General features: G+C 72.0%; 23 protein-coding genes and 1 pseudogene. 14 read left to right on the top strand and 10 right to left on the bottom strand.

All coding sequences use genetic code 11. The features are described from left to right. The first annotated feature begins 120 nt into the window (after positions 1–120). The gene (locus tag DEH69_RS30775; RefSeq protein ID WP_113690283.1) at positions 121–1,275 is read left to right on the top strand and encodes a CdaR family transcriptional regulator; all 1,155 of its coding nucleotides are present in this window, start codon (positions 121–123) and stop codon (positions 1,273–1,275) included. On the opposite strand, the gene DEH69_RS30770 is transcribed toward DEH69_RS30775, so the two are convergent. After that, a complete protein-coding gene (locus tag DEH69_RS30770; RefSeq protein ID WP_113690282.1) occupies positions 1,245–2,234 on the bottom strand; it encodes an alpha/beta hydrolase in 990 nt (329 codons plus the stop codon). The two genes, DEH69_RS30775 and DEH69_RS30770, sit on opposite strands and share 31 nt — an antisense overlap. Positions 2,235–2,725: 491 nt before the next feature. Here DEH69_RS30770 and DEH69_RS30765 point away from each other — a divergent pair, with 491 nt between their 5' ends. After that, entirely contained in the window at positions 2,726–4,057 is a 1,332-nt protein-coding gene (locus DEH69_RS30765) for an SGNH/GDSL hydrolase family protein (protein ID WP_113690281.1), read from the top strand. 27 nt (positions 4,058–4,084) lie between these two features. Here DEH69_RS30765 and DEH69_RS30760 read toward each other — a convergent pair whose 3' ends face one another. The 3 genes from DEH69_RS30760 to DEH69_RS30750 all read right to left on the bottom strand — a co-directional run bounded on the left by DEH69_RS30760 (position 4,085) and on the right by DEH69_RS30750 (position 6,346). After that, complete coding sequence (locus DEH69_RS30760; RefSeq protein WP_113690280.1) at positions 4,085–4,699, bottom strand: short chain dehydrogenase; 615 nt, start codon at positions 4,697–4,699, stop codon at positions 4,085–4,087. A 60-nt stretch (positions 4,700–4,759) separates the two neighbouring features. After that, positions 4,760–5,374, bottom strand: coding sequence for a GNAT family N-acetyltransferase (locus DEH69_RS30755; RefSeq protein WP_258535082.1), 615 nt, complete (start codon positions 5,372–5,374; stop codon positions 4,760–4,762). Between the two features lie 249 nt (positions 5,375–5,623). Next, the gene (locus tag DEH69_RS30750; RefSeq protein ID WP_113690278.1) at positions 5,624–6,346 is read right to left on the bottom strand and encodes a SigE family RNA polymerase sigma factor; all 723 of its coding nucleotides are present in this window, start codon (positions 6,344–6,346) and stop codon (positions 5,624–5,626) included. A 231-nt stretch (positions 6,347–6,577) separates the two neighbouring features. Between DEH69_RS30750 and DEH69_RS30745 the strand changes: the two genes are divergently transcribed. From DEH69_RS30745 to DEH69_RS30730, 4 genes are all read left to right on the top strand, one after another. Beyond that, positions 6,578–7,255, top strand: coding sequence for a response regulator transcription factor (locus DEH69_RS30745; RefSeq protein ID WP_113690277.1), 678 nt, complete (start codon positions 6,578–6,580; stop codon positions 7,253–7,255). A gap of 110 nt (positions 7,256–7,365) precedes the next feature. Beyond that, positions 7,366–8,904 (top strand): HAMP domain-containing sensor histidine kinase, encoded by a 1,539-nt coding sequence (locus DEH69_RS30740; protein ID WP_258535086.1) that lies wholly within the window; start codon positions 7,366–7,368, stop codon positions 8,902–8,904. Beyond that, entirely contained in the window at positions 8,901–9,491 is a 591-nt protein-coding gene (locus tag DEH69_RS30735; protein WP_113690276.1) for a hypothetical protein, read from the top strand. The genes DEH69_RS30740 and DEH69_RS30735 overlap by 4 nt, the downstream gene beginning before the upstream one ends. A gap of 136 nt (positions 9,492–9,627) precedes the next feature. Beyond that, on the top strand, positions 9,628–10,281 hold the full coding sequence (locus tag DEH69_RS30730) for a VanZ family protein (protein ID WP_113690275.1): 654 nt from the start codon (positions 9,628–9,630) through the stop codon (positions 10,279–10,281). Here DEH69_RS30730 and DEH69_RS31915 read toward each other — a convergent pair. The 3 genes from DEH69_RS31915 to DEH69_RS30715 all read right to left on the bottom strand — a co-directional run bounded on the left by DEH69_RS31915 (position 10,268) and on the right by DEH69_RS30715 (position 12,940). After that, on the bottom strand, positions 10,268–10,639 hold the full coding sequence (locus DEH69_RS31915) for an ATP-binding protein (protein ID WP_181727681.1): 372 nt from the start codon (positions 10,637–10,639) through the stop codon (positions 10,268–10,270). The two genes, DEH69_RS30730 and DEH69_RS31915, sit on opposite strands and share 14 nt — an antisense overlap. Before the next feature lie 167 nt (positions 10,640–10,806). Further along, on the bottom strand, positions 10,807–11,940 hold the full coding sequence (locus DEH69_RS30720) for an adenosine deaminase (RefSeq protein WP_113690274.1): 1,134 nt from the start codon (positions 11,938–11,940) through the stop codon (positions 10,807–10,809). Between the two features lie 34 nt (positions 11,941–11,974). Then, on the bottom strand, positions 11,975–12,940 hold the full coding sequence (locus DEH69_RS30715) for a LysR family transcriptional regulator (RefSeq protein ID WP_113690273.1): 966 nt from the start codon (positions 12,938–12,940) through the stop codon (positions 11,975–11,977). A gap of 94 nt (positions 12,941–13,034) precedes the next feature. On the opposite strand from DEH69_RS30715, the gene DEH69_RS30710 reads away from it, so the two are divergent. Both DEH69_RS30710 and DEH69_RS30705 read left to right on the top strand, forming a co-directional pair. Next, positions 13,035–14,303, top strand: a complete 1,269-nt coding sequence (locus DEH69_RS30710) for an MFS transporter (protein ID WP_113690272.1) — start codon at positions 13,035–13,037, stop codon at positions 14,301–14,303. 95 nt (positions 14,304–14,398) lie between these two features. Continuing rightward, positions 14,399–15,145: pseudogene (locus DEH69_RS30705) on the top strand (class I SAM-dependent methyltransferase); the annotation flags it as partial. Between the two features lie 286 nt (positions 15,146–15,431). Here DEH69_RS30705 and DEH69_RS30700 read toward each other — a convergent pair. Together DEH69_RS30700 and DEH69_RS31910 are read right to left on the bottom strand one after the other, a co-directional pair. Further along, on the bottom strand, positions 15,432–15,788 hold the full coding sequence (locus DEH69_RS30700; protein ID WP_113690271.1) for a hypothetical protein: 357 nt from the start codon (positions 15,786–15,788) through the stop codon (positions 15,432–15,434). Continuing rightward, positions 15,788–15,934, bottom strand: a complete 147-nt coding sequence (locus DEH69_RS31910; RefSeq protein WP_181727680.1) for a hypothetical protein — start codon at positions 15,932–15,934, stop codon at positions 15,788–15,790. The genes DEH69_RS30700 and DEH69_RS31910 overlap by 1 nt, the downstream gene beginning before the upstream one ends. A gap of 208 nt (positions 15,935–16,142) precedes the next feature. Here DEH69_RS31910 and DEH69_RS30695 point away from each other — a divergent pair, with 208 nt between their 5' ends. From DEH69_RS30695 to DEH69_RS30670, 6 genes are all read left to right on the top strand, one after another. Then, a complete protein-coding gene (locus tag DEH69_RS30695; RefSeq protein ID WP_113690294.1) occupies positions 16,143–16,988 on the top strand; it encodes a helix-turn-helix transcriptional regulator in 846 nt (281 codons plus the stop codon). A 1-nt stretch (position 16,989) separates the two neighbouring features. Continuing rightward, positions 16,990–17,202: a DUF397 domain-containing protein gene (locus DEH69_RS30690; protein WP_113690270.1), complete on the top strand. Its 213-nt coding sequence runs from the start codon at positions 16,990–16,992 to the stop codon at positions 17,200–17,202. Positions 17,203–17,214: 12 nt separating this feature from the next. Beyond that, complete coding sequence (locus tag DEH69_RS30685; RefSeq protein ID WP_113690269.1) at positions 17,215–17,427, top strand: DUF397 domain-containing protein; 213 nt, start codon at positions 17,215–17,217, stop codon at positions 17,425–17,427. A 61-nt stretch (positions 17,428–17,488) separates the two neighbouring features. Further along, positions 17,489–19,165, top strand: coding sequence for an Eco57I restriction-modification methylase domain-containing protein (locus DEH69_RS30680; RefSeq protein ID WP_220131364.1), 1,677 nt, complete (start codon positions 17,489–17,491; stop codon positions 19,163–19,165). A 12-nt stretch (positions 19,166–19,177) separates the two neighbouring features. Further along, positions 19,178–19,903, top strand: a complete 726-nt coding sequence (locus DEH69_RS30675) for a PaeR7I family type II restriction endonuclease (RefSeq protein WP_113690267.1) — start codon at positions 19,178–19,180, stop codon at positions 19,901–19,903. A 358-nt stretch (positions 19,904–20,261) separates the two neighbouring features. Further along, entirely contained in the window at positions 20,262–21,878 is a 1,617-nt protein-coding gene (locus tag DEH69_RS30670; RefSeq protein WP_113690266.1) for a hypothetical protein, read from the top strand. Between the two features lie 41 nt (positions 21,879–21,919). Here DEH69_RS30670 and DEH69_RS30665 read toward each other — a convergent pair whose 3' ends face one another. Further along, positions 21,920–22,390 (bottom strand): hypothetical protein, encoded by a 471-nt coding sequence (locus DEH69_RS30665; protein WP_113690265.1) that lies wholly within the window; start codon positions 22,388–22,390, stop codon positions 21,920–21,922. Positions 22,391–22,449 lie beyond the last annotated feature (59 nt).

The following is a 22,449-nucleotide window of genomic DNA, read 5'->3' as shown; positions in this document are numbered from 1 at the left end:
CCTCACCACCCACCTCGAAACCAAAACCATCTGGCACACCACAGGACCATGAGCCACGCGCATCACCTGATGCGTGCACGACACTGGTGGTCGATTTCCCCGCGTTCCTACACTGCGCACGTGAAGGGTCTGCTTCTGCGGCTGTCGTCCCTTGACCCGGATGCCGCCGCCGCGGTGCGCGTGATCGCGCACTTCCAGGCGTTGCTGAGCGTCGGCGCGGTCGATCCGGTGGTGCTGGTGCGTTCGACGGCCGGGCTCGTCCGGTGCCCGGCCGGGCTCGAGCGGCCCGAGGGGCGCGTGGTGCGGTTCGCGCCCGACGGGGTGGCGCTGCCCGGCGTTCCGGGGCGGGTGTCGGCCCGGCTCGGGCTGCGCCCTGGCGGGCAGGTGTGGCTCGAACGGGACGGCGAGCCCGGGCCCTTGGACGAGCTGGTGCTGGAGTGGATGGCGATCGCGGCGGACATGGGCCCGCCGCGGCATGTGCGTTCGCCGCATGTGGCCGATCCCGCGCTGGTCGAGACGGTGCTGTCCGAGCGCGAGGCCGTCGAGGACAGGGGCAGGGCGCTGCGGCTCCTCGGCCTCAACCCCGAGCTGCCCCTGCGCGTCGTCGCCGTCGGCAGCGGTCCTGGCGGCGGCGAGGCGGACGCGGGGATCGAGGCCGTGGCGCTCCTCGCGCGCGGGGGGCCGCGCGCGGCCGCGCGGATCGCCTCGATGGGCGCGTTGGCCGCGGTGCTGGTGCAACCCGGGGACGGCGGCGAGGACGTGGCGCGCGAGCTGTCCCACGCGGTGGCCGAGCGTACGCGGGAACGCGCCACTCGCGCCCGGCGCGCGGCCGATCGCGCGCGCGGGGTGCGGCTGGGGATCGGGGGCGGCGTCGCGCCGTTCCAGGCCGCGGTCTCGTGGGCGCAGGCGCGGACGGCGCTGCGGTTCGCGGTGGCGGGCGGCCCCGAGGAGCGGGTGGTGGACCATGACGCGCTGGGCTCGTTGGCGCTGCTCGCCGATGTGCCCGCGGCCCGGCTGCGGGCCAACCCCGAGGTGCGGGCGCTCGCCGGGCTCGCCGGGCGCGACGGCGGGGAGCTGAGCATCGCGGCGCTCGCGGCGTTCTGCCGGACCGGCTCGCTGCGCCAGGCCGCCGCGGCGCTGCATCTGCACCACAGCTCGGTGGCCGCGCGGCTGGCAGGGGCCGAGGCGGCACTCGGGCGGCGGCTGCGTGAGCCGCACGACCGGTTCCAGGCGCAACTCGCGCTCTATGCCTGGCGGTTGTCCGTCGCCGAGTGACGCGGTGGCACGTCGGCGGCGCCGAGGCCCGCGCGGAGCGCGGCCAGCGCGTCGTCCATCACGCGCCGCGCGATCGCCGAGTGCGCCACGATGACCGCGCCATGGAACGTGCCGGGGTAGAAGAGGAGCGTCGTTCGCACCCCCGCGCCGCGCAGCGCCCCGGCGTAGGCCAACGCCTCGTCGCGCAGCGGGTCGTACTCCATCACCGCGACGGACGCCGGGGGCAGCCCGGCCAGGTCCCTCGCGCGGGCGGGCGCGGCGTACGGGGACACCGCGGCGCTCCCGGGAACGCCGGGGCCGAGGTAGGCGTCCCAGCTGAGCCGCGCGTTGCGCCGGTTCCACACGGGCGTGTCGGTGAACTCGCGCGCGCTGCCCGTCGTCAGCCGGTCGTCCACGGCGGGGCTGTGCAGGTGCTGGTGGCGGATCGCGGGGCCGCCGCGGTCGCGGGCGAGCAGGGCGAGCCCGGCGGCCAGGCCCGCGCCCGCGCTGTCGCCCCACAGGCCGATCCGGTCGGGCGCGACGCCGAGCGCCGGGGCGTTGTCGGCCAGCCAGCGCAGCGCGGTCCAGCAGTCGTCGAGGGCGGCGGGGAAGGGGTGCTCGGGCGCGAGGCGGTAGTCGACGGAGACGACGACGGCGGGCAGCTCGCGGCACAGGCGGACGTTGCTTTCGTGGTCCACGTCGGGCGAGCCGAGGACGAAGCCGCCGCCGTGCATGCTGAGCAGGGCGGGCAACGGGCCGCGTGCGTCGGCCGGGCGGTGCACGCGCAACGACAGCGCGGTCCCGGCGACGGGGCCCGGCACGCGCTCGTCCCGCACGCAGACGCCGGTGGCGTCCGCGTCGCGCATCGCCACCGCGAGCTCCGCGGCCTGCGCGGCCCTGGCGGCGGCAAGGTCGGAGATGTCGACCTCCGCCATCATCGCGAGGGCGGCGGCCAGCTCGGGGTCAAGGGCATAGCGCATGCGCGTCCTTCGCTCCTCCGCTCCACGGGTCACCCTCACGTTCCCTCGCCCCGAACGCTTCCATGCGCCGGTGCGCGGGTCATCAGACAGTCGTCGGGGAAACGCCGCGCGCCGCCCGCCACTCGTGCGCGGCTTTCACGCCGGGGCGCGTCGTGGCACGCCGGGGCGGAGGCGCGCTTGGCTGGGGCGCGGCCGGTCAACGCGCCTCTCCCCCTGCGCGCGGGCGCCCCGTTGGCCTCGCGCGCGCCCCTTGACGCGCCCCGGGCGCCCTCTCCTACTGTCCCCCCGCCCGTTGGGGCGCTCGCCGACGCCCCGGCGAACCGTGTCAGGGCCTTCGATGCCGATGGGGCACCGTGAAGACTGCCAAAGCCGCGTTCGCCGAAGGGAGTTGGCGCCGGGCGTGGCTCGCGCTCGCGCCGTTCCGCTCCGCCTGCTGTGACCCACGCCCTCCGCCGTGAACCCACCGTCAACTGCTGTGAAGGAGCCGCCCCATGAGACGCCGCCCCCGCAGAACGCCCCGGCCCGCCGGGCTCGCCGCCGCGCTCGCCTGCGCGCTCGGCCTGCTGCTGGCCCCCGCGCCGACCGAGGCCGCGGCGGCCACCGCCAGGTCCGCCACCGCCGAGACAGACGCACGCCCCGCCCCTGGCCACTGGGTCGGCACCTGGACCGCGGCGCCCCAGCTGACGGAGCCGCACAACATGCCGCCCCCGCCGTTCACCGGCGACGACGCGGTGCTCGTCGACGCCACCCTGCGCCAGACGGTGCGCGTGACGACGGGCGGGGAGCGGATACGGCTGTCGTTCTCCAACGAGTTCGGCGGCGCGCCGCTGCCGCTCACCGAGGTCTCGGTGGCGTTGCCGCTCGGCGGCGCGGCCGGGGTCGGCGCGATCGAGCCCGGCACGGCCACGCCCGTGACATTCTCGGGGCGCGCATCCGTCACCGTCCCCGTCGGGGCCCGCTATGTCTCGGACCCCGTGGCCGTCCCACTGGAAGCGGGCAGCAACCTGACGGTGACCGCGCACCTCGCCGAGGGCCAGGCGGGCACCGCCCTGACCTCGCACCCCGGCTCGCGCACCACGTCCCACCTGCTGGCCGGGAACCATGTCGCCGCCGATGACCTGCCGGGCGCGACGCCCACCGACCACTGGTACCTGCTCAGCTCGGTCGAGGCGTGGTCGTCGCGCTCCACCAGCGCCACCGCGATCCTGGGCGACTCCCTCACCGACGGCCGCGGCTCCACGACCAACGAGAATGACCGCTGGCCCGACCAGCTCTTCGACCGCCTCCAGGAGGGCAGGGGAACGGACGACGTCGCCCTGCTCAACCAGGCCGCGGGCGGCAATCGCGTCCTCGCCGACGGGCTCGGGCCCAGCGCCATCTCGCGCCTCGACCGCGACGTGCTGTCGCAGAGCGGGGTCACCCGGCTGATCCTGTTCGAGGGCGTGAACGACATCGGCACCGCCGAGGCCACGCCCGAGGCGCAGGCGCGCGTCGCCGACGACCTGATCGTGGCGTTCGACCAGATCGTCACCCGCGCGCGGACCCATGGCATCGAGGTGTACGGGGCGACGCTGCTGCCGTTTGGCGGCAACGAGGGCTACGACGACCCCGGGGGCCTGCGCGAGGCCGCGCGGCAGGCGGTCAACGAGTGGATCCGCACATCGGGCGCGTTCGACGCCGTTCTCGACCTCGACGCCGCGCTGCGCGACCCGGCCGCGCCCGAACGGCTGCGGCCCGGCGTCCACGACGGCGACTGGCTGCACCTGAACCCGGGCGGCTACGGCCTGCTGGCCGACGCGGTGCCCGCGCGCCTCTTCCGCTGAGGACGGCGCCGCCCCGCGGGCGGGCGCTCAACCGACCAGGAGTGTCCGCCCGTTGGCGTCCCCCTCGACGGCCTCGGCATAGCGGGCCGCGACCTCGGCCGCTGGCGTGCCGCCCGCGGGGTCGAGGCCGATGGCGGCGAGCGTCTCGGCGACCCAGCCGGGGCTCACGACGTTCAGCCGCAGGCCGCGCGGCAGCTCGGCGGACGCGGCGCGGACGAACGCGTCGAGGCCAGCGTTGATCAGATGCCCGAGCGAGGCGCCCGCGAGGTCGTCGGGGATGCGGCCGCTGGTCAACGTGATGGAGCCGCCGTCCGCGAGCGCCCCCACGGCGCGGCGGACCAGGGCGACCTGGCCGAGCAGCTTGGTGTCGAGGCCCGTGAGGAACTCCGCGTCCGACGGGGTGTCGAGCGGGGCCATCGCGCCGCTGGCCGCGCAGCACACCACCGCGTCGAGCGGGCCCGCCGTCGCGAGCAGGGCCTCGACGGAGGCGGGGTCGGCGATGTCGACGCGCGGCCCCTGGCCGCTCCTGGAGGCGCGCACGACGGCGTGGCCACGGGCGACGAGGGCGTCGGCGACGGCGGAACCGATGGTGCCGGTGGCCCCGATGACCAGGACTCGGCGTCGGGTGGGCTCGGGAGGCATGGGTGGGTCCCTCGGGTCGGTCGGCGAGGTGGGCAGCGCGGATGCCGGTGTGCGACGGCGTCACGAGCCCCGGCCATCGGGGCCACCGGCACCGATCGGCTGGCTGAAGCGTCGGCACACGTGGACGCGGGAGAACGCCTTCCGCGCCTCCTCCTCGAACTCGAGACCGGCGTGGGCGAACACGGTGACCGGGCGGATCCCCGGCCGCGGGAGCACGGCGTCCTCCGGCTCGTCCTCGCGAGAGGAGGAGTCGGCGAAGACATGGAGGTAGTGCTCGCTCTCGGCGAATCCGCGCGCGGCGTACCACCCCAGGGTGGCGGGGTCGTCCCGTGTCCACGCGTCGAGCGTCGTGGCCCCGGCGGCGACGGCCCGCGAACGCGCCGCGTCCACCAGGGCCTTGCCTATGCCCAGGGCCTGGTGGTCGGGGTGAACGGCGACGGTTTCGATCGTGGCGAGCTCCCCCTGGACCGCGACGTCGAGCGCCCCGGCCACCGAGCCGTCACTGGCCACCGCGACCAGCGAGAAGCCGGGCGGCGCCATGACGGGCTTGCGCCGGAGCACGTTGTCGAAATAGGCCGTGGCCAGGAAGGACAACACCCGGCAGCGCAGCCATGATCCCTCGTCGCTCGGCCGATAGTCGCGCACCTCGTATCGCACCCCGCCCTCGTATCGCACCCCACCAGTGTGGCGGCCCCCACTGACAGTCGGCCAACGGTTAACCCCCGGTGACCGGTTGACGCCACACCACGTGGCGCGGGGCCCGGCCGTACCCCCCGGTCGACCGGACCCCGTGCCCCCGCTGCCCCCCGTGTTCCCCCGTGTCCCCCCGGGCCCCGCGCCCCCGCGCGGAGCCCCGTTCCCCCGTTCCCCCGTGTTCCCCCCGTTCCCCCGTGCCCTTCCCCTCGGGCTTCCCCCCCCGCCCCGTCAGGCGACCAGCTGGCCGAAGGACTCCCCATGGTCCTGGCCTGGGCTGAGCGCCCGGTCCTCGCGCAGCCGACGCAGGGTGCGCCAGATGCTGCTCTTCACCGTGCCGACGCTGATGTTGAGCGTGTCGGCGATCTCCGGGTCGGTGCGACCCTCGTAGTAGCGGAGCACCAGCATCGTCCGCTGCTGCTCGGGCAGCCGCGCCAGCGCCTGCCACAGAACGGTGCGCAGCTCGGTGCCGCGCATCGTGTCCAGCTCGCCCGGCGCCTCGGGCAGCTCCTCGGTCGGGTACTCGTTGAGCTTCCTGCGCCGCCAGGCGCTGATGTGCAGATTCGTCATGGTCCGCCGCAGGTAGCCGCCGACCGCCGCCTTGTCGCTGATCCGGTCCCAGGCTCGGTACGTCGAAAGCAGCGCGCTCTGGAGCAGATCCTCGGCCTCGTGCCGGTCCCCGGTCAGGTGGAAGGCCGTGGCGTACAGGGAGGCGCGGCGCTCACGCACATAGGCGGTGAACTCCGCCTCCGTGGCCCCCTCGCGCCGCGCGCTCCTGGATCGCCCCCCACGCGCGTCCACCGAGGTCAGGTGTGGCGGACGCTGGTGCCCGTGGCCTCGGCGTCCCCCATGCCGCACGGCCCCGGACTTCTCCCCGCAACGGACGGGAACCATCGCGGCGGTCGGGCGCGTCTCGCTCACCGCCGTGGCCGTGATGCCGTGCACTGCGCTCATTCCCGCTCCCCCATCGTGAAGTCCGTCCGTCTCTCGATGGGAAATACCTTGCCGGGCCAGTTTCATCGCCGGGTCGCCCCTCTGTCACAGCGGTGTCACAGGGGAAGGGCGCCCGCGTACGCACCGCCGAGCCCGTCGTTGGAGCCTGAAAAGCCGCCCCCACGCCTGACGGGAACGCTTCAAGGTACGGGCGCTCGTACTCCGGGCGGTCCATAGGCCACAATGAGCCGCGTGGCTTTCCTGTTGCTGATCGAGGACGACGAGGCGGTGCGGACGGCCCTGGAGATGAGCCTGACTCGCCAGGGGCACCGCGTCGTGACCGCGGCGACGGGAGAGGACGGCCTCAAGCTCTTGCGCGAGCAACGCCCCGACCTGATCGTCCTGGACGTGATGCTGCCCGGCATCGACGGCTTCGAGGTGTGCCGCCGCATCCGCCGCACCGATCAGCTGCCGATCATCCTGCTGACCGCGCGCAGCGACGACATCGACGTGGTCGTGGGGCTCGAGTCGGGCGCCGACGACTATGTGGTCAAGCCGGTCCAGGGCCGCGTCCTCGACGCCAGGATCCGCGCGGTGATGCGGCGCGGGGAGCGGGAGTCCAACGACTCGGCGACGTTCGGCTCCATCGTCATCGACCGGGCCGCGATGACCGTGACGAAGAACGGCGCCGACCTCCAGCTCACCCCCACCGAGCTGCGCTTGCTGCTGGAGCTGAGCCGCAGGCCGGGGCAGGCGCTGTCCCGGCAGCAGCTGCTGCGCCTGGTGTGGGAGCACGACTACCTCGGCGACTCGCGCCTCGTCGACGCCTGTGTGCAGCGGCTGCGCGCCAAGGTCGAGGACGTTCCCTCGTCGCCCAAGCTGATCCGCACCGTCCGGGGTGTGGGATACCGGCTGGACGCGCCTTCGTGAGCGTTGCCCCCGAAGACCCCGATGACCCCGGAGCCTCGCGCCGCGGCGCGCGCCCCGCGCGGGCCGACGCCCCTGCCGACGCCCCGGGCGGCGCCCCGCGCGAGGGGCGGATACGCGGCTGGTTCCGCACGCTGCTGCGGCTCACCAGCCTGCGGCTGCGCCTGGTCACGGTGTTCGCGCTCGTCGCGCTCGTGGCCGCCGTCTCGGTCTCGGGCATCGCGTACTGGCTCAACCGCGACGCCGTCCTGACCCGCGCGCAGAACGCCGCGCTGCGCGACTTCCGCGAGGCCCTCGGGGAGCAGGCGAGCGTCCTGCCCGAGGAGTCCAGCTGCGGCGACTACACCGGCATGGCCGGCGCCCTCGCCCGTAACAGCCTCAACTACCAGGTCGTCCTGCGCGCCGAGCCCGCCGAGGGCGGCCGCATATGCACCGCCGAGTCCGACCCCGCGGTCTTCGCGTACGCGATGGTGCCCGACTCCCTCGTCGAGGCGGTCAACGACCGGCGCGACGGCGACGGCGAGGCCGCGTACCACCTCTACTGGCAGCGGATCACCGTGGACGGCGACCCGTATCTCATCGGCGGCACCCGGGTCATGGGCGGCGGCCCCACGGGCTACATGTATGTCTCCCTCGCGCCCGAACGCGACGACCTCAACTCCCTGGCCTGGTCCCTCGGCGTGGCCACCGCACTGGCCGTCATCGGCTCCGTGCTCCTGGCCCAGGCCGCCGCCACCATGGTGCTCCGCCCCGTGCAGCGGCTGAGCGACGCGGCCCAGCGCCTCGGCGAGGGCAAGCTCGACACGCGCCTCGAGGTGCGCGGCGCCGACGAACTGGCCGAGCTGACCCGGACGTTCAACCGCTCCGTCGCCTCCCTCGAGCGGCGCGTCAAGGACCTCAGCGCCCGCGAGGCCGCGAGCCGCCGCTTCGTCGCGGACATGTCCCACGAGCTGCGCACGCCCATGACGGCCATCACCGCCATGACGGAGGTCCTCGAGGACGAGGTGGACAACCTCGACCCGATGATCGCCCCCGCCGTCCAGCTGGTGGTCAGCGAGACCCGGCGGCTCAACGACCTGGTGGAGAACCTGATGGAGGTCACCCGCTTCGACGCGGGCACCGCCCGCATGGTCCTCGACGAGGTCGACATCGCCGACCAGGTGACCGCCTGCATCGACGCGCGCGCGTGGCTGGACGCCGTCGAGCTCAACGCCGACCGCGGCATCATCGCCCGCCTCGACCCGCGGCGCCTCGACGTCATCCTGGCCAACCTCATCGGCAACGCCCTCAAGCACGGCGGCTCCCCCGTGCGCGTCACCATCCGCGAGAAGGCGGCGCCGCACGGCGCGAGCACCGTGCTCGTGGAGGTCGCCGACCGCGGGCCCGGCATCCCCGATGAGGTGCTGCCCCACGTGTTCGACCGCTTCTACAAGGCCAGCGCCTCGCGCCCGCGCTCCGACGGCAGCGGCCTCGGCCTGTCCATCGCGCTGGAGAACGCCCACCTGCACGGCGGCGACATCAGCGCCCACAACGCGAAGGACGGCGGCGCCGTGTTCACGCTGCGGCTCCCCCGCGAGCCCGACCTGCCCGAACGCCAGCCCGCGGGCGCGGAGGCCACCAACGGCGGCGGCGCGGAAGGAGAGCACCGTTGACCGCGCGACAGGGCTGGCGCGCGCTCGCCGTCTGCGCGCTCGCACTGATCTCCCTCGCCGGGTGCGGCATACGGCCCACCGATGTGCCGGTGGACGCCGGGCCCGCGCCCACGCGCGCCACGTGCGACACCCGTCCCGAGATCGTCGACGGCGCCGCCTCCGACGTCTACCTGCTGTGCGGCTCGCACATCGAGTCCGTGCGCCGCCCCGTCGAACTCCCCGGCCAGGACGACCGGGTGGCCGTCGCCGAGGCGCTGCTCGCCGAGCTCCAGACCCACCCCGAGGACGACGAGCGCGAGGCGGGCTTCACGAGCGAGGTGCCCGCCTCTCTCCGGGTGACGGGCCCCGAGGCCGACGACCCCGCGCCCGCGCTGCGGCTGAGCAGCAAGCCGAGCGAGCTGACCGCCGTCGCCCTGGTCCAGATCATCTGCACCTTCGCCCACAGCGACTCCCTCGGCGGCAACGGGCACACCGTGCTGCTCGGCGGCCCCGGGTCGCACACGAGCGAGGCGCCGCGCCCCTACACGTGCACCTCGGCGATGCGCACGAGCCCCGACGCCGCGCACAACCCCGTCGACGCCCCGTAGCAGCCACGGAGCAGCCGGGCCCCGGTGTGACGTCGTGGTCGCCGGTGTGACGTCGTGGTCGCCGGTGTGACGCGGTCGGCGCGGGTGTGACGCGGTCGAGGGAACCGCGGCGCGCGCGTCCCGCGTCCCCATCCCCGTGCAGCATCACCCCGCGGGCTCCACCGGGCCCGAAGCCGGTCCGCACCCGCGGCTGGCGGCCCTCACCCTCCTGCTGGCGTATCTCGTCGGCGTCGTGTGGCTCGCGCTGCGTCCCCTGGACGTGCTGTGGGTCTCCCCCGCCAACCTCCAGCCCCTCGCCACCATCAGGGCCGACGTCGAGCGCGGCCCCGGCGAGGCGCTGCGCACGGTCGGCGCCGGGATGCTGCGCCTCGCCCCGCTCGGCGTGCTGCTGCCCCTGCTGGGAAAGCGCCTCGGCGGGCCCAGGTTCGCTTCCCTCATCCGCACCGGCTTCGTCGGCGGCATGATCGCGCTGGCCATCGAAGGGCTCCAGACGCTTGTGCCAAGCCGCGTCGCCGACGTGGACACGGTCATCCTCAACACCCTCGGCATCGTGGTCACCCACCAGCTGTGCTACGCCCTGCTGCGCGCCCGCACGCTGGGAGAACGCACCGGGGACGGCGTGTGGCTGCCCGCCCAGCGCAGGCGTTCACCCGGCCGGGACGCGGCGCCCGAGCGGCGCATGGACCAGGGGCGGACCCGCCGCGGCGTCGCGGCGCTCGCGGCACACGGACAGGGCCCGCTCCCCGCGGGGGAACGGGCCCTGTCGCTGCGGGGCGTCAGCCGAGGCTGACGCCGCTGAGCGCGTCGGTGGGCAGGCCGAGGCCCGACGGGTCGATCGGCAGGTTCCCGAGGACGCCCGTGAGGCCGCCGCCCGGCTTCTTCTCGGTGTGCGCGAGGGTGTCGGCGGCCAGCGGCGCGCTCTCGGTCGCGCCCCGCACCAGGCCCGTGCCCGAGCGGACGAGGTCGCCCGTGCCGCTCGTGGTCCGGTCCAGGGTGGTCGAGTCGAGCGCGGGCAGCGTGCGCGTCACGTCGGTCGCCGCCCCGCTGAGGCTGTCGGTGGGCGCGGCCGCGGCGGTGCCCGCCACAGCCGCGGTGAACGCCGCACCGAGTGCGGCCACGCCGATGGACTTCACAATTGCCTGCTTCATTTCTGTCACTACGTCCTTGAGTGGGGTTTCGAGCGGCCCGCAGAAGGTAACCGCTGAAATGCCGGGACCGCAATGAATCGAAATGCGTGCCGTTACCCGTAACCCACGGCCCCCGAAAAGTAGTACCGACGGGCACCCAAGGCCGTGACGCCCGACATCGCCCCAGGTCAGGAACGTACGGAACCCCGCTGACCAAACAGCCATTCGGAGCGTAGCGCGGCGTACCCGGGCTTGATCACCTCGTTGATCATCGCCAGACGTTCATCGAAAGGAATGAACGCGCTTTTCATCGCATTGACCGTGAACCACTGGAGATCATCCAGCGTGTAGCGGAAAGTCTCTACCAGATGGGTGAATTCCCGACTCAGGCTGGTGCCGCTCATGAGCCGATTGTCCGTATTGACGGTCGCCCGAAAGCTGAGGCGGCGCAGGAGCCCGATCGGGTGCTCGGCGTACGAGGTCGCCGCGCCCGTCTGAAGGTTGGACGTGGGGCACAGCTCCAGCGGGATCCGCTTGTCCCGCACATACGCGGCCAGCCGCCCGAGCGTCACCGAGCCGTCGTCGGCCACCTTGATGTCGTCGATGATCCGCACCCCGTGCCCGAGCCGGTCGGCGCCGCACCACTGGAGCGCCTGCCAGATCGACGGCAGGCCGAACGCCTCGCCCGCGTGGATCGTGAAGTGGTTGTTCTCCCGCTTCAGGAACTCGAACGCGTCCAGGTGCCGGGTGGGTGGGAACCCCGCCTCGGCGCCCGCGATGTCGAAGCCGACGACGCCGAGGTCGCGGTAGCGGTTGGCCAGCTCGGCGATCTCCAGGGCGCGCGCGGCGTGCCGCATCGCGGTGAGCAGCGCGCCCACCCTGATGCGGTTCCCTTCGGCCGCGGCGAGCCGTTCGCCCTCGCGGAAGCCCGCGTTGACCGCCTCGACGACCTGTTCGAGGGCGAGCCCGCGCTCGACGTGCTGCTCGGGCGCGTACCGCACCTCGGCGTAGACCACGCCGTCGGCGGCCAGGTCGCGCACGCACTCGGCGGCGACGCGGGCCAGCGCCTCCTCGGTCTGCATCACGCCGACGGTGTGCGTGAACGTCTCCAGATAGCGTTCGAGCGAGCCCGAGTCGGCCGCCTCGCGGAACCAGGCGCCCAGCGCCTCGGGGTCACCGGTGGGCAGCCGGTCGTAGCCCTGCTCGGCGGCGAGCTCGACGACGGTCGCGGGGCGCAGGCCGCCGTCCAGATGGTCGTGCAGCAGCACCTTGGGCGCGCGCAGGATGTGATCGGGGCTTGGCGGTGTCTGGCTCGGGGTCACGGGGCCATGCTAGCGGCTACGCGCGTAGAGGGCTCTATTCCCCGGGCGCGAGCCCGGGTTCAGGGCCTGGCCCCGCCAGGCGCCCCCTGCGGCCGAGCAGGAAGCGCTTGAAGTCGGCGACGGGGCGCGTGTCGGGGTGGCCCGCCATCCACGCGACGCCGATCTCGCGCACCGCGCGCGGCGCGCTCACCGCCAACTCCCGCACCCCTGGCCGCGCAACGGCCGGCGGCGGCAGGAGCGAGACGCCGAGCCCCGCGGCGACCAGGCCGCGCAGCGTCTCGGGCTCCTCGCCCTCGAACGCGACGCTTGGCCGGAACCCCGCCTGCTCGCACAGCGCGTCGGTCAGCCTGCGCAGGCCGTAGCCGGGCTCGAGGGTGACGAACGGCTCGTCCGCCGCCTCGGCGAGCCGCACCCGCCGCCGCGTGGCGAGCCGGTGGTCGGCTGGCACGACGAGGTGGAGCCGCTGCTCGTCGAGGCGGCGCGTGACGAGATCGGGCGCCTCGGGCACGGGCGACGTCAGGCACAGGTCAAGCTCGCCCGCACGCATCCGTTCGATCATGTCCTCGCCATAGCTCTGCACGAGCGCGAACCTGACCCGCGGGTGGTGCTCGCGGAACTCGCGCAGCAGCGCGGGCACCGTCTCTGGACCCATGGTGTGCAGGAATCCGAACGCCACCTTGCCCGCCGCCGGGTCCGCGTCCGAGCGCACGGCGTCGGCGGCGCGCTCGACCTCGTCCAGGGCCCGTTCGACGGAGCGGGCGAACGCGCGGCCCGCGGGCGTGAGCGACACCGTGCGGCCGTGGCGGGCGAGCAGCGAGACGCCCAGGTCGGCCTCGAGCCGCGCCATGGCGCGGCTCAGCGTCGGCTGGGGGACGCTCAACTCGGCCGCGGCCCGCGTGATGTGCTCGTACCGCGCGACCGCGGCGAACTGCGCGAGGCGCGGCGCGAGCAGCCCCGACCATGAGCCGGAGGCGAGTTCGGCGGCGGCGTTCGACGACATGGCGGGCCCCTCACCTGTAATGATGCATGATAAGAATGAATTATCGCATCCTCATGCATTGGACGCATGAGGCGGGCGGTCGTACGTTGGCGGCATGCCTACCACCGCGGAGGCTCCCGTCACCTCGGGGGCCTCTCTTCCGCCGTCCCCGCCCGCCACCGCGGGCGGCTCACCGCTCCGGCGCATCAACCTCGCGCTGTTCGCCCTCGGCATGGCCACATTCGCGATGCTGTTCGCGACGCAGGCGCTGCTGCCCGACATCGCCGCCGCGTACGGCGTCGACCCGGGGCGGGCGAGCTGGACCGTCTCCGCGACGACCATCGGCCTGGCCGCCGCGGTGCTGCCGCTGAGCGCGGTGTCCGAACGCTTCGGGCGGCGGCGCACGATGACCGTCTCGGTGGCGGTGGCGGTCGCGCTCGCGGTGGTGATCCCGTTCGCGCCCGACCTGTCGACGCTGATCGCGCTGCGGGCGTTGCAGGGCGCGGCGATCGCGGGCATCCCCGCCTCGGCCGTGGCGTATCTGTCGGAGGAGCTGCCGCCGCGGTCCACGGTGGGCGCGGTCGGCCTGTTCATCGCCGGGAACAGCGTGGGCGGCATGTCGGGGCGCGTGCTGACCGGCTGGATCGCCGAGGGCTTCGGCTGGCGCGCCGCGCTGGGCGCGGTGGCCGTGCTCGGCCTGGTCGCCGCGGTGATCTTCCGCGCGCTGCTGCCGCGTTCGCGCAACTTCACGCCCGCGTCGCTGCGCCCGCGCCTGGTGCTGCGGTCGCTGCGCGGCCACCTGTCGCGGCCACTGCTGCTGCGCCTGTACGCGATCGGCGCGCTGCTGATGGCGGCGTTCAGCGCGGTGTACACGGTGATCGGCTTCCGCCTCGTCGAGGAGCCGTTCAACCTCTCGGCGGGCCTTGCGGGTTCGGTCTTCGTCGTCTACCTGGTGGGCACGGGATCGTCGTCGGCGACGGGCCCGCTGATGGACCGCCTCGGGCGGCGCGGCGCGCTGTATGTGGCGATCGCCACGGTGTCGACGGGCCTGCTGCTGAGCCTGGTCGACCACCTGGCGGCGGTCCTGACGGCGCTGGTGCTGATCACGGCGGGCTTCTTCTTCGGCCACGCGGTGGCCTCCGGATCGGTGAGCAGGGTCGCCGAACACGGCAGGGCGCAGGCGTCGGCGCTGTACCAGGTGGCGTACTACGCGGGCGCGAGCGCGGGCGGCACCCTCGGCGCGTCGATCTACCACCACTCGTCGTGGCCTGGCCTTGTCGCCTTCGCCCTGGCGGCCCTGACGACAACGGCGGCGATCACGCTCTACGCGACCGCGCGCGCCTCGGGAAAGGCGCGCGCCGGGGCGCTGGCCAATGCGGCGTGACCCGCGGTCGGCCCGCGGCGCCGCACGCTGGCCACGAACCGGCCACCCTTTTACGCCAGTTCGACATGCCGACCTGACACGACGGAGACCGCAGCGTGCCTACCGCTGGAAACCACGCCAAGGCCGCACCCCCGGTCCGGGTGAACGACTATGACAGCTTCGCCGAGGCGTATTCGGCCCTCAGCGAGACCAGCCTCCTGAACGCCTACTACGAGCGGCCCGCGATGCTGTCCCTCGCCGGGGACGTAGCTGGCCGACGGATCCTCGACGCCGGGTGCGGCTCAGGTCCCCTGTTTGCCGCGCTGCGTGATCGAGGCGCCCTCGTCACCGGCCTCGACTCCAGCTCCGGGATGGTGGAGCTGGCACGACGGCGACTGGGCGCCGACGCGGACCTGCACGTCGCCGATCCGCGCGACCCGCTGCCGTTCGCCGACGGCGCGTTCGACGATGTTCTCGCCTCGCTGGTGCCGCACTACGTGCGGGACTGGGGGCGGACGCTTTCCGAGATGCGGCGCGTGCTCAGGCCAGGCGGCCGACTGATCGCATCGGTGCAGCACCCCTTCGTGGACTACGCCACCCAGGATCCTCGGCCCGACTACCACGCGACCACCGACTTCACCCAGGACTGGACCGACCTGGTGGGCCAGCCCGCCCGGATGACCTTCTGGCGCAGGCCGCTGCACGCGATGACCGACGCCTTCACAGCGGCGGGCTTCCACCTGGCCGTCATCAGCGAGCCACAGCCCGATCCGGCCGCCCGGGAGCTGTATCCCGACGCCTTCCACGACCTCTCGACCACCCTGTGCTTCCTCTTCTTCGTTCTCAAGGCACCCCCGGCTACCGGCTCGGTCGAGTGGCGAGCACCCGCGCCACGGCGAACTCGTTCGGAAGTTCAGCCGCGCCGCGCTCTTCGGACGAAGCCGGGCAGCTGGGAGACATGGCGGCTGGCCCACAGGACCGTGAAGCAGCCCATGTGGAACGACTCGCCCCCCGCGAAGTGCAGCAGCTTCCCGCCGCCCGCCAGGGCCGTCATGTCGCAGACCATGAACGGCGTGCCGCCGATGGTCAGCTGATCGCCGAGCCTGACCGTGGAGGCGGTCACCTCGACGGCCACCATCCCGCTCCTGCTCATCGCGTCACCACCGCGAGCCCGATCGTCAGGATCAGCGCGCACCCCAGCACGACCTGGGCCACGATCTCGGCGCGCCCGGGTATCTCGTGCGGCCGGTCCGGCAGGCGTACGGCCCAGAACGACCGCGTCTGAAGCCCCGGCGCGTCCGCGCGCAGCGCGATCAGCGATGTCGCCGGGTTGACGGAAAGCCGCTCCCCCGAGACAAAGCTGATCGACAGCTCGCCGTCACGCACAGCGACATGGTCGAGCACGATCAACGGCCGCCCGCCCAGGGCAAGTACATCGCCGCGCCGTATGGCGGCGGCCTCCACCTCGATCCGCCGTATCCCCGGCTCGATCTCGTCGCTGCGCATCACTTCTCCCCCAGCTTCTTGAGGTGTTCGTCGATGAGCTGGCTCAACTCGTCCCACTGGGCGGCCAGTTCTTCGGATCGGCGACGAGAGCCGTCGCACGCGGGCGTGTCGTCGGGGGGCGGTGGCTCCTCCGGAGTCGTCGTCATACCAGTCACCTGCCGCTGCTTGAACCGCTGTTCGGGACATGTGCGCGGGAGAGGCACACATCCGGTGACGCGGAGTGTGCGAACAATTGCCCACGATAGTCGCGCGGAACGCATCACTTAGGCAAGTGTTCCTCAGGAGATTCCCTCGAATTGATGACTCCCATGGGCGCATCTTGTTGCAGCCGCAGGGTGCGGACATCATATGGCCATGCCACAGGAGGACATGCCCACGATGCGCAGCCGCCGCCTCGGCGGTGAGCTGCGCCAACTCCGCACGGCCGCTGGCCTCACCGTCCAGGAGGCGGCCGACGCGCTGGAGTGCGGACACCCGAAGATCAGCCAGATCGAGACCGGCCGCAGAGGCATCCGGCAGATCGACCTGACGCTCCTGCTGAACCTCTACGGCGTCGAGGACGACCAGTACCGCGTCAACCTGAAGCGGCTGGCGAAGGAGATCCACAAGGTCGACTGGTGGAGCAACGCGGGCCCGCTGTTCCACGACTCGCTCAAGGACTACCTGACGCTGGAGTCCGACTCACAGCTCGTACGGTCCTACGAGAACCAAGTGCTGCCCGGCCTGTTGCAGACCGAGGCATACATGCGGCAGGTGATCGCGGCAGTCAAAGGCGACCGGATCGACTCGCTCGTCGACGCCAGGATGAAGCGGAAGGAACTCCTCACCAGGCATTCGGAGTTCCTGCTTCGGGCGATCATCGATGTGCCCGCACTGCACCGCATCCCTGGAACGCAGGAACAAGTGGCGGAGCAGCTTGAACATCTGCTCACTGCGGCAGACCTGCCCAATGTGAACGTCCAAGTGCTCCCGCTGGACGCGTCGTTGCCCATCGACCAGTGGCCGCCGTTCACCGTCTTCAGCCTGAGGGGCGAGCCCCCGGCGGACGTTGTCTGGTTGGAGCACATCACCGGCGGTACGCTGTTGGAGCAGCGGCAGGACGTTCCGCACTACACCAAGGCATGGGATGAGTTGACGGCCGCAGCGCTGTCGCCCGCCGCGTCGAAGCGGTATTTGCGGGACCTGATCAAGGAAGCCTGACATGGAAACCACGCGCCACTCGCACGCCGATGTCGACTGGCACAAGAGCAGCTACAGCGGTAACGACAACGGGTGCGTTGAGCGTGGTCGGCTCGGATCAGGACACCACGCGGTACGGGACACCAAGGACCGCGCCCAGGGCATGCTCGTCTTCGAACCCGACAACTGGCAGTCCTTCATAGACGCCGTCCGCCAAGGCGACCTCACCGACTGAGGGGACCAGCTCATGAAGCCGACCACCCCCATCACATGGCACAAGAGCAGCTACAGCGGCAACGACAACGGGTGCATCGAGCGTGGTCGGCTCGGGGCCGGGCGCCAGGCCATCCGGGACAGCGAGGACCCCGGCCGGGGCGTGCTGTTCTTGCTCGGATGGGACCGGGCCGCCCTGGGGTTGGGACGGACGGCCCTGCAGGCACACCTCGGCATACCGCTATAGAATGACTACGCTCTGTGGATGGAAGCGAGTCTGTGAAGGGCAAGGGCGGTACTGTCCTTGCGTGGCGACTATCGCGCTGTTCAGCACCGACGTCCTCTCCCTTCCCGAGTCTCTTCAGGAGGCCGTGGAGCACGGTGAGGTATTCACGCGTTCTTGGGTGGTCGAGCTCATCCTGGACCTTCTCGGCTACACGGCAGGTAGGAACCTCTGCGAGCTGAGGCTCGTGGAGCCAGCTTGCGGCGGCGGCGCATTCTTGACCGTCGTCGCCTCCAGAATCAGCGCGTCATGCCGCACGTACCAGCGTCCCATCACGGATGCGATCGACGCCGTTCGCGCCTTCGACCTGCTGGACCGCAACGTCGAGCAGAGCCGCACGCTCATCGCGGACACGCTGCTCCAAGAGGGCTGGGGTCCAAACGCCGCAAGGAAGGTCGCCACGGCATGGGTGAAGCAAGGCGACTACCTACTGCAATCGGACGCCGATCGCCGCGCGGACTACGTCGTCGGTAACCCTCCGTATATCCGACTCGAAGGCGTTCCCGACGATCGGATGACCGCTTACCGTCAGGCTTGCTCCACTATGGGAGGCCGGGCAGACATCTACATCGGCTTCTACGAGATGGCCCTTCGTAGCCTCAACCAAGGCGGCCAGCTGGGCTTTATCTGCGCCGACCGCTGGATGCGGAACGCGTACGGACGACGGCTACGGCAGCTTGTGGCCAAGCACTTCAGCATGGACCTCGCCCTCGCAGTGCACGATGTCGATGCCTTCGAGGATCAGGTTTCGGCCTATCCCGCGATCACCCTCATCTCGAACAAGCCCCAGGGCGCAGCGGTCGCTGCGGATACGAACCGATCCTTCGGAGCCCGGCAGGCGCAAGGCTTCGCCGACTGGTACCTGAAGGGGAAGCCGCCGACGGTCACCACGGCTTCCTACCAAGCTGCTCGCATGCCTCATTGGTTCCCGGAAGAGGATTCGTGGCCGGCTGCCTCGCCAGCAAGGCTCGCGGTCCTTGAGGAACTCACCGAGCGCTTCCGCCCCCTGGAGGACACCGAGACCGGAACGAAGGTCGGGATCGGTATCGCCACCGGCGCAGACAAGATCTTCCTCACCAAGGACCACAACCTGGTCGAACAAGACCGCTTGCTCCCCATGGCCATGGTGCGCGACACCACCAGCGGCACGATCAACTGGGAGGGCACGCACCTGGTCAATCCTTGGACGGCCAACGGCGACCTGGTCAACCTCAATGCGTATCCGCGTCTCGCCTCCTACTTCGAGAAGCACGGTGAGGCCCTGCGCAAGCGCTACGTCGCGGTCAAGCAACCTCAGCGCTGGTACAAGACCATCGACAAGGTCGACCACCAGCTCACCGGCCGCCAGAAACTGCTGTTTCCGGACATGAAGCTGAGGATCCATCCAGTCCTCGATGAAGGTGGCCTGTACCCTCACCACAACCTGTACTTCATCGTCTCGGACGTCTGGGACATGCGTGTACTCGGTGGCCTGTTGCTATCCAGGGTTGCGGAAGCATTCGTGGAGGCGTACGCGGTCAAGATGCGAGGGGGCACCCTCCGCTTCCAGGCGCAGTACCTCCGGAAGATCCGCGTCCCAGACCCGGCGGCTATCAGCGAGAGCGACCAGACCGCTCTCGCCGAAGCCTTTGACAAGCGGGATGTGGAGGCTGCCACCGAGGCTGCTTTGCGTGTCTACGGGCTCGCCATGCTGCCTGACTAGGAGGAACGGATCTTGACGGTCACCCGCCAAGACTTCGAAGACGCCATCGCGGCGTACTGGGGTGCCAAAGAACTCCAGAAGGAGCAGTCGGCGATCAAGGCCGCTGTGGGAGCGGGCACAGCAGGTTCCGTACGTGGCGGCAAGCACTTCGATGCCATCGCTGTGCTGCTGTCGAAGTTCTTCCTCGACGCTGGGTACCCGCCGGAGAGCATCCGTGTCACCAAATCACAGGGGCTCGAACTACCTGGCTACTACCGGCCGCAGAAGCAGTGGGACTTGGTCGTCGTCCACAGGAACACCCTGGTAGCTGCCTTCGAGCTGAAGGCCCTAGGCGGGCCCTCGTTCGGAAACAACTTCAACAACCGAGTCGAGGAAGCGCTCGGCAGCGCTATCGACTTGCGCCATGCGGCCTTGGCGGATCTGTATCCGGGAGAGGAACCCTGGCTGGGATACTTCTTCATCATGCAGGACGAAGAGGGATCTCGCAGGCGAGTCAATCCGGCCAAGGGTGCTTTGCCGGTGGAGGACATCTGGCTGGGTCTGTCCTACCAAGAGCGCTTCGGTGTCTTTTGCCAGAGACTCCTGGCCGAGCGGCTCTACGACGCGGCCTGTTACATCACCTCTTCGGCTACCGACCCAAAACCACATGAACCCGTCAACAAGCTCGACTGGCGCCACTTCTCTGCGGCGATAAACGCACGGCTCGCCTACCTCAAGGACCTCGGCTTCCCCGGATAGGTGCAGATCGCGGCTCCTCCCCTGTTTGCAACACCGCTGGCATAGCGCCTGCCAGCCGCACAGGCGCTGTGTCACACCCCGCCAGTAGCCTCATGCTGGCAGAATCATGGGTACAACAAGCGGGGTGGCTGATCGTGGATACGATCAGGAACGCGGCCAGAGACTCCTTTCAGCAGCGGCGCGGCGCCATAGGCCCGCGCGCTCCCAAGCTTTACCCCCATAAAAGGGTCGAGACACCGCCCCCGCGCAGCCTTGGTCGAGAGGCTCCCCCCACCAGAGGATCCCACACCCCGGGAACCGCCCACGTGTGCACGGCGTGTGAAATGGGGGCGATGGGTGTCGATCCGGAGGGTTGCGCATGGGGAGCATCGGCGGGTACCGGCCTGGGCTCATCAGGCGGCGAGGCGTCGCCGCCGCCCTGCTCAACGCGAGCGGCACCGGCGCCGGTTACCTCTACCTGCGGCTCCGCGCCCGCGCCTGCGCCTGCTGGGCTGGCACCGCGCTGCTGATCCTCGCCGCCAACGCGTGGAACGCCGCGGGAGCGCCCCTGCTCTGGCTCCCCCTCTACGCGCTGTGGCTCGCCGCCCAGGTGGCGGACGGCTACCGGCGCGCGCGCCACCTGCCCGTTCCCGATCCGGCCGCGCCGACCGGGCGGCCATGGGTGCCGTTCGCGGCGGGCGGCGCCCTGCTGGTGCTCGTCGCCTCGGGGCTCGCCTGGTACCGCACGCTGCCCGCCGAAGCACTGGAGCGCGCGGAGCGCGCGCACGCGGCGCGCGAGTGCGCGGACGCGCTGGCGCACTATGCGCGCGCCTCCGCGAGCCGTTACGAGTTCGTGCTGAGCCCCGCGTCCGCCGACGCGCGCACCGGGCGCGACGCGTGCGCCGTCGCGCTCGACGCGGAGGCGTCCGCCGAACGCGGCGACTACCGGGGCGCGGTCAGCGGCTACGAGTCCTATCTCGCCCTCTACGACGGCGCACCGCCCTGGCCAGGCGCCGAGCAACGCCTCGGCCAGGTGCGGCTGCTGGCCGCCGACGCGCTGGCCGAGGCCGCGGCGGGCCACGCCGCCGAGGACCTGGGCGCGGCCTACGGCGCCGCCGTCGCCGCGTATACCGCCGTCCGCGCCCAGCACCCGGGCACGGCCGAGGCCGCGCGCGTCCCAGGGCGCCTCGACGCGCTGTACGCCGCGGGAACGGCCGACCTCGCCGAGCGGCCCTGCGAAACGGTCGCCGATCTGCGGGCGTTGGAGGACCTGGCCGCGGTCGAGTCGGACGAGGCCGAACGGCTGGCGTCCCGCGCGCGGAGCGACCTGCCGGGGGCGCAGTTCGCGTGCGGCGAGGCGCGGTTCGCGGAGGGGGCGTACTGCGAGGCGGGCGACGCGTTCGAGGCCGTGCTCGCGCTGGCCGCGGCCACGCCCGAGCGGCTGACCGAGGCCGAGGAGTCGGTGGGCCGTTCGCTGTACGAGTGCGGCGTCGCCCACTACGACGCCGAACGGTACGGGCAGGCGCGCGACGCGCTCGAACGGCTCGTGGACGGCTACCCTGACGACGGGCGCGCCTCGGTGGCCGAGGACCTGCTGATCGCGGTGGAGATACGCGAGGTCAACGAGGGCCGCACCGGCGAGCTTCCCGAGCCGACCCCGGTGGGCACCGCCCCGCGCGGCGCCGTGACGGTCGAGGTCGTCAACGACTCGCCCGAGGCCCTGGAGATCCTGTGGACCGGCCCCGAGACCGGCACCGCCACACTCGACGCGTGCGCCGACTGCACGACGCGCGGCGAGCTGGACGGGGTCTTCGGCCAGGCGTGCGGAACGGACGCCGAGCGCCCGGCAAAGACGCTGACGCTCGCGCCGGGCGCGTACGAGCTGGTGATCCGCACCACCACCGGCGCGTTCCTCAGCCCGCACTCCGGCGCATGGCACCTGAGCGCGGGCACGGCCTACGAGGACTGCTACGCCCTGGGCTCCGACGCGCCCTGATCACCCGACGCGCTCACCCGACGCGCTCACCCGATGTGTGATCACACCTCGGCGGGCAGGTCGAACGGCTGGCCTGGGGCTTGTCCCGACCGCATCGCGTGGACGAAGGGCGCGAACGCCCGTGCCCCGCTGTGGAATTCAACTCCGAACCCGGGCGAGCGGCCAGGCTGTTCCCGGTCGGAATAGCCGTAGACCCGGGCCATCTCGGTCGATCCGGCGTTGGTCAGCAGGGCCACCAGGTGGCGCTCGACATCGAGCAGCCGCACACGCCCCGCGCCGAGCTCCGGCACGGCCACCGGCTCGGGGGCGTCCTTCTCCACCGGCTCCTCGGGCCGTTCGAAGTCGTCGCCGTCGCGCGACTGCGTCGTGATGGCGTGCCACACCTCGGCCCCTGAGGCGAGCCGCACCTTGACGCCGTAGGGGCGCTTCGACTTCTCGTTCCACGGCTCGGCCCCGAGGCCAGCGGCCCGGTAGGTGTCGATCGCGAACTGCTGGAAACGGGCAGGGCGCACGGCGGTTCTCCTCGCATGACGGTGGCTGCCCGCAAGTCTAGGAAGGGCCGCGCCGGGAC

The organism is Streptomyces sp. PT12, assembly GCF_003311645.1.
In the GTDB taxonomy this organism is placed as follows: Bacteria; Actinomycetota; Actinomycetes; order Streptomycetales; family Streptomycetaceae; genus Streptomyces.
Note: the sequence above shows the minus strand (reverse complement) of the source record. Positions and strands in the feature narration are given on the sequence as shown.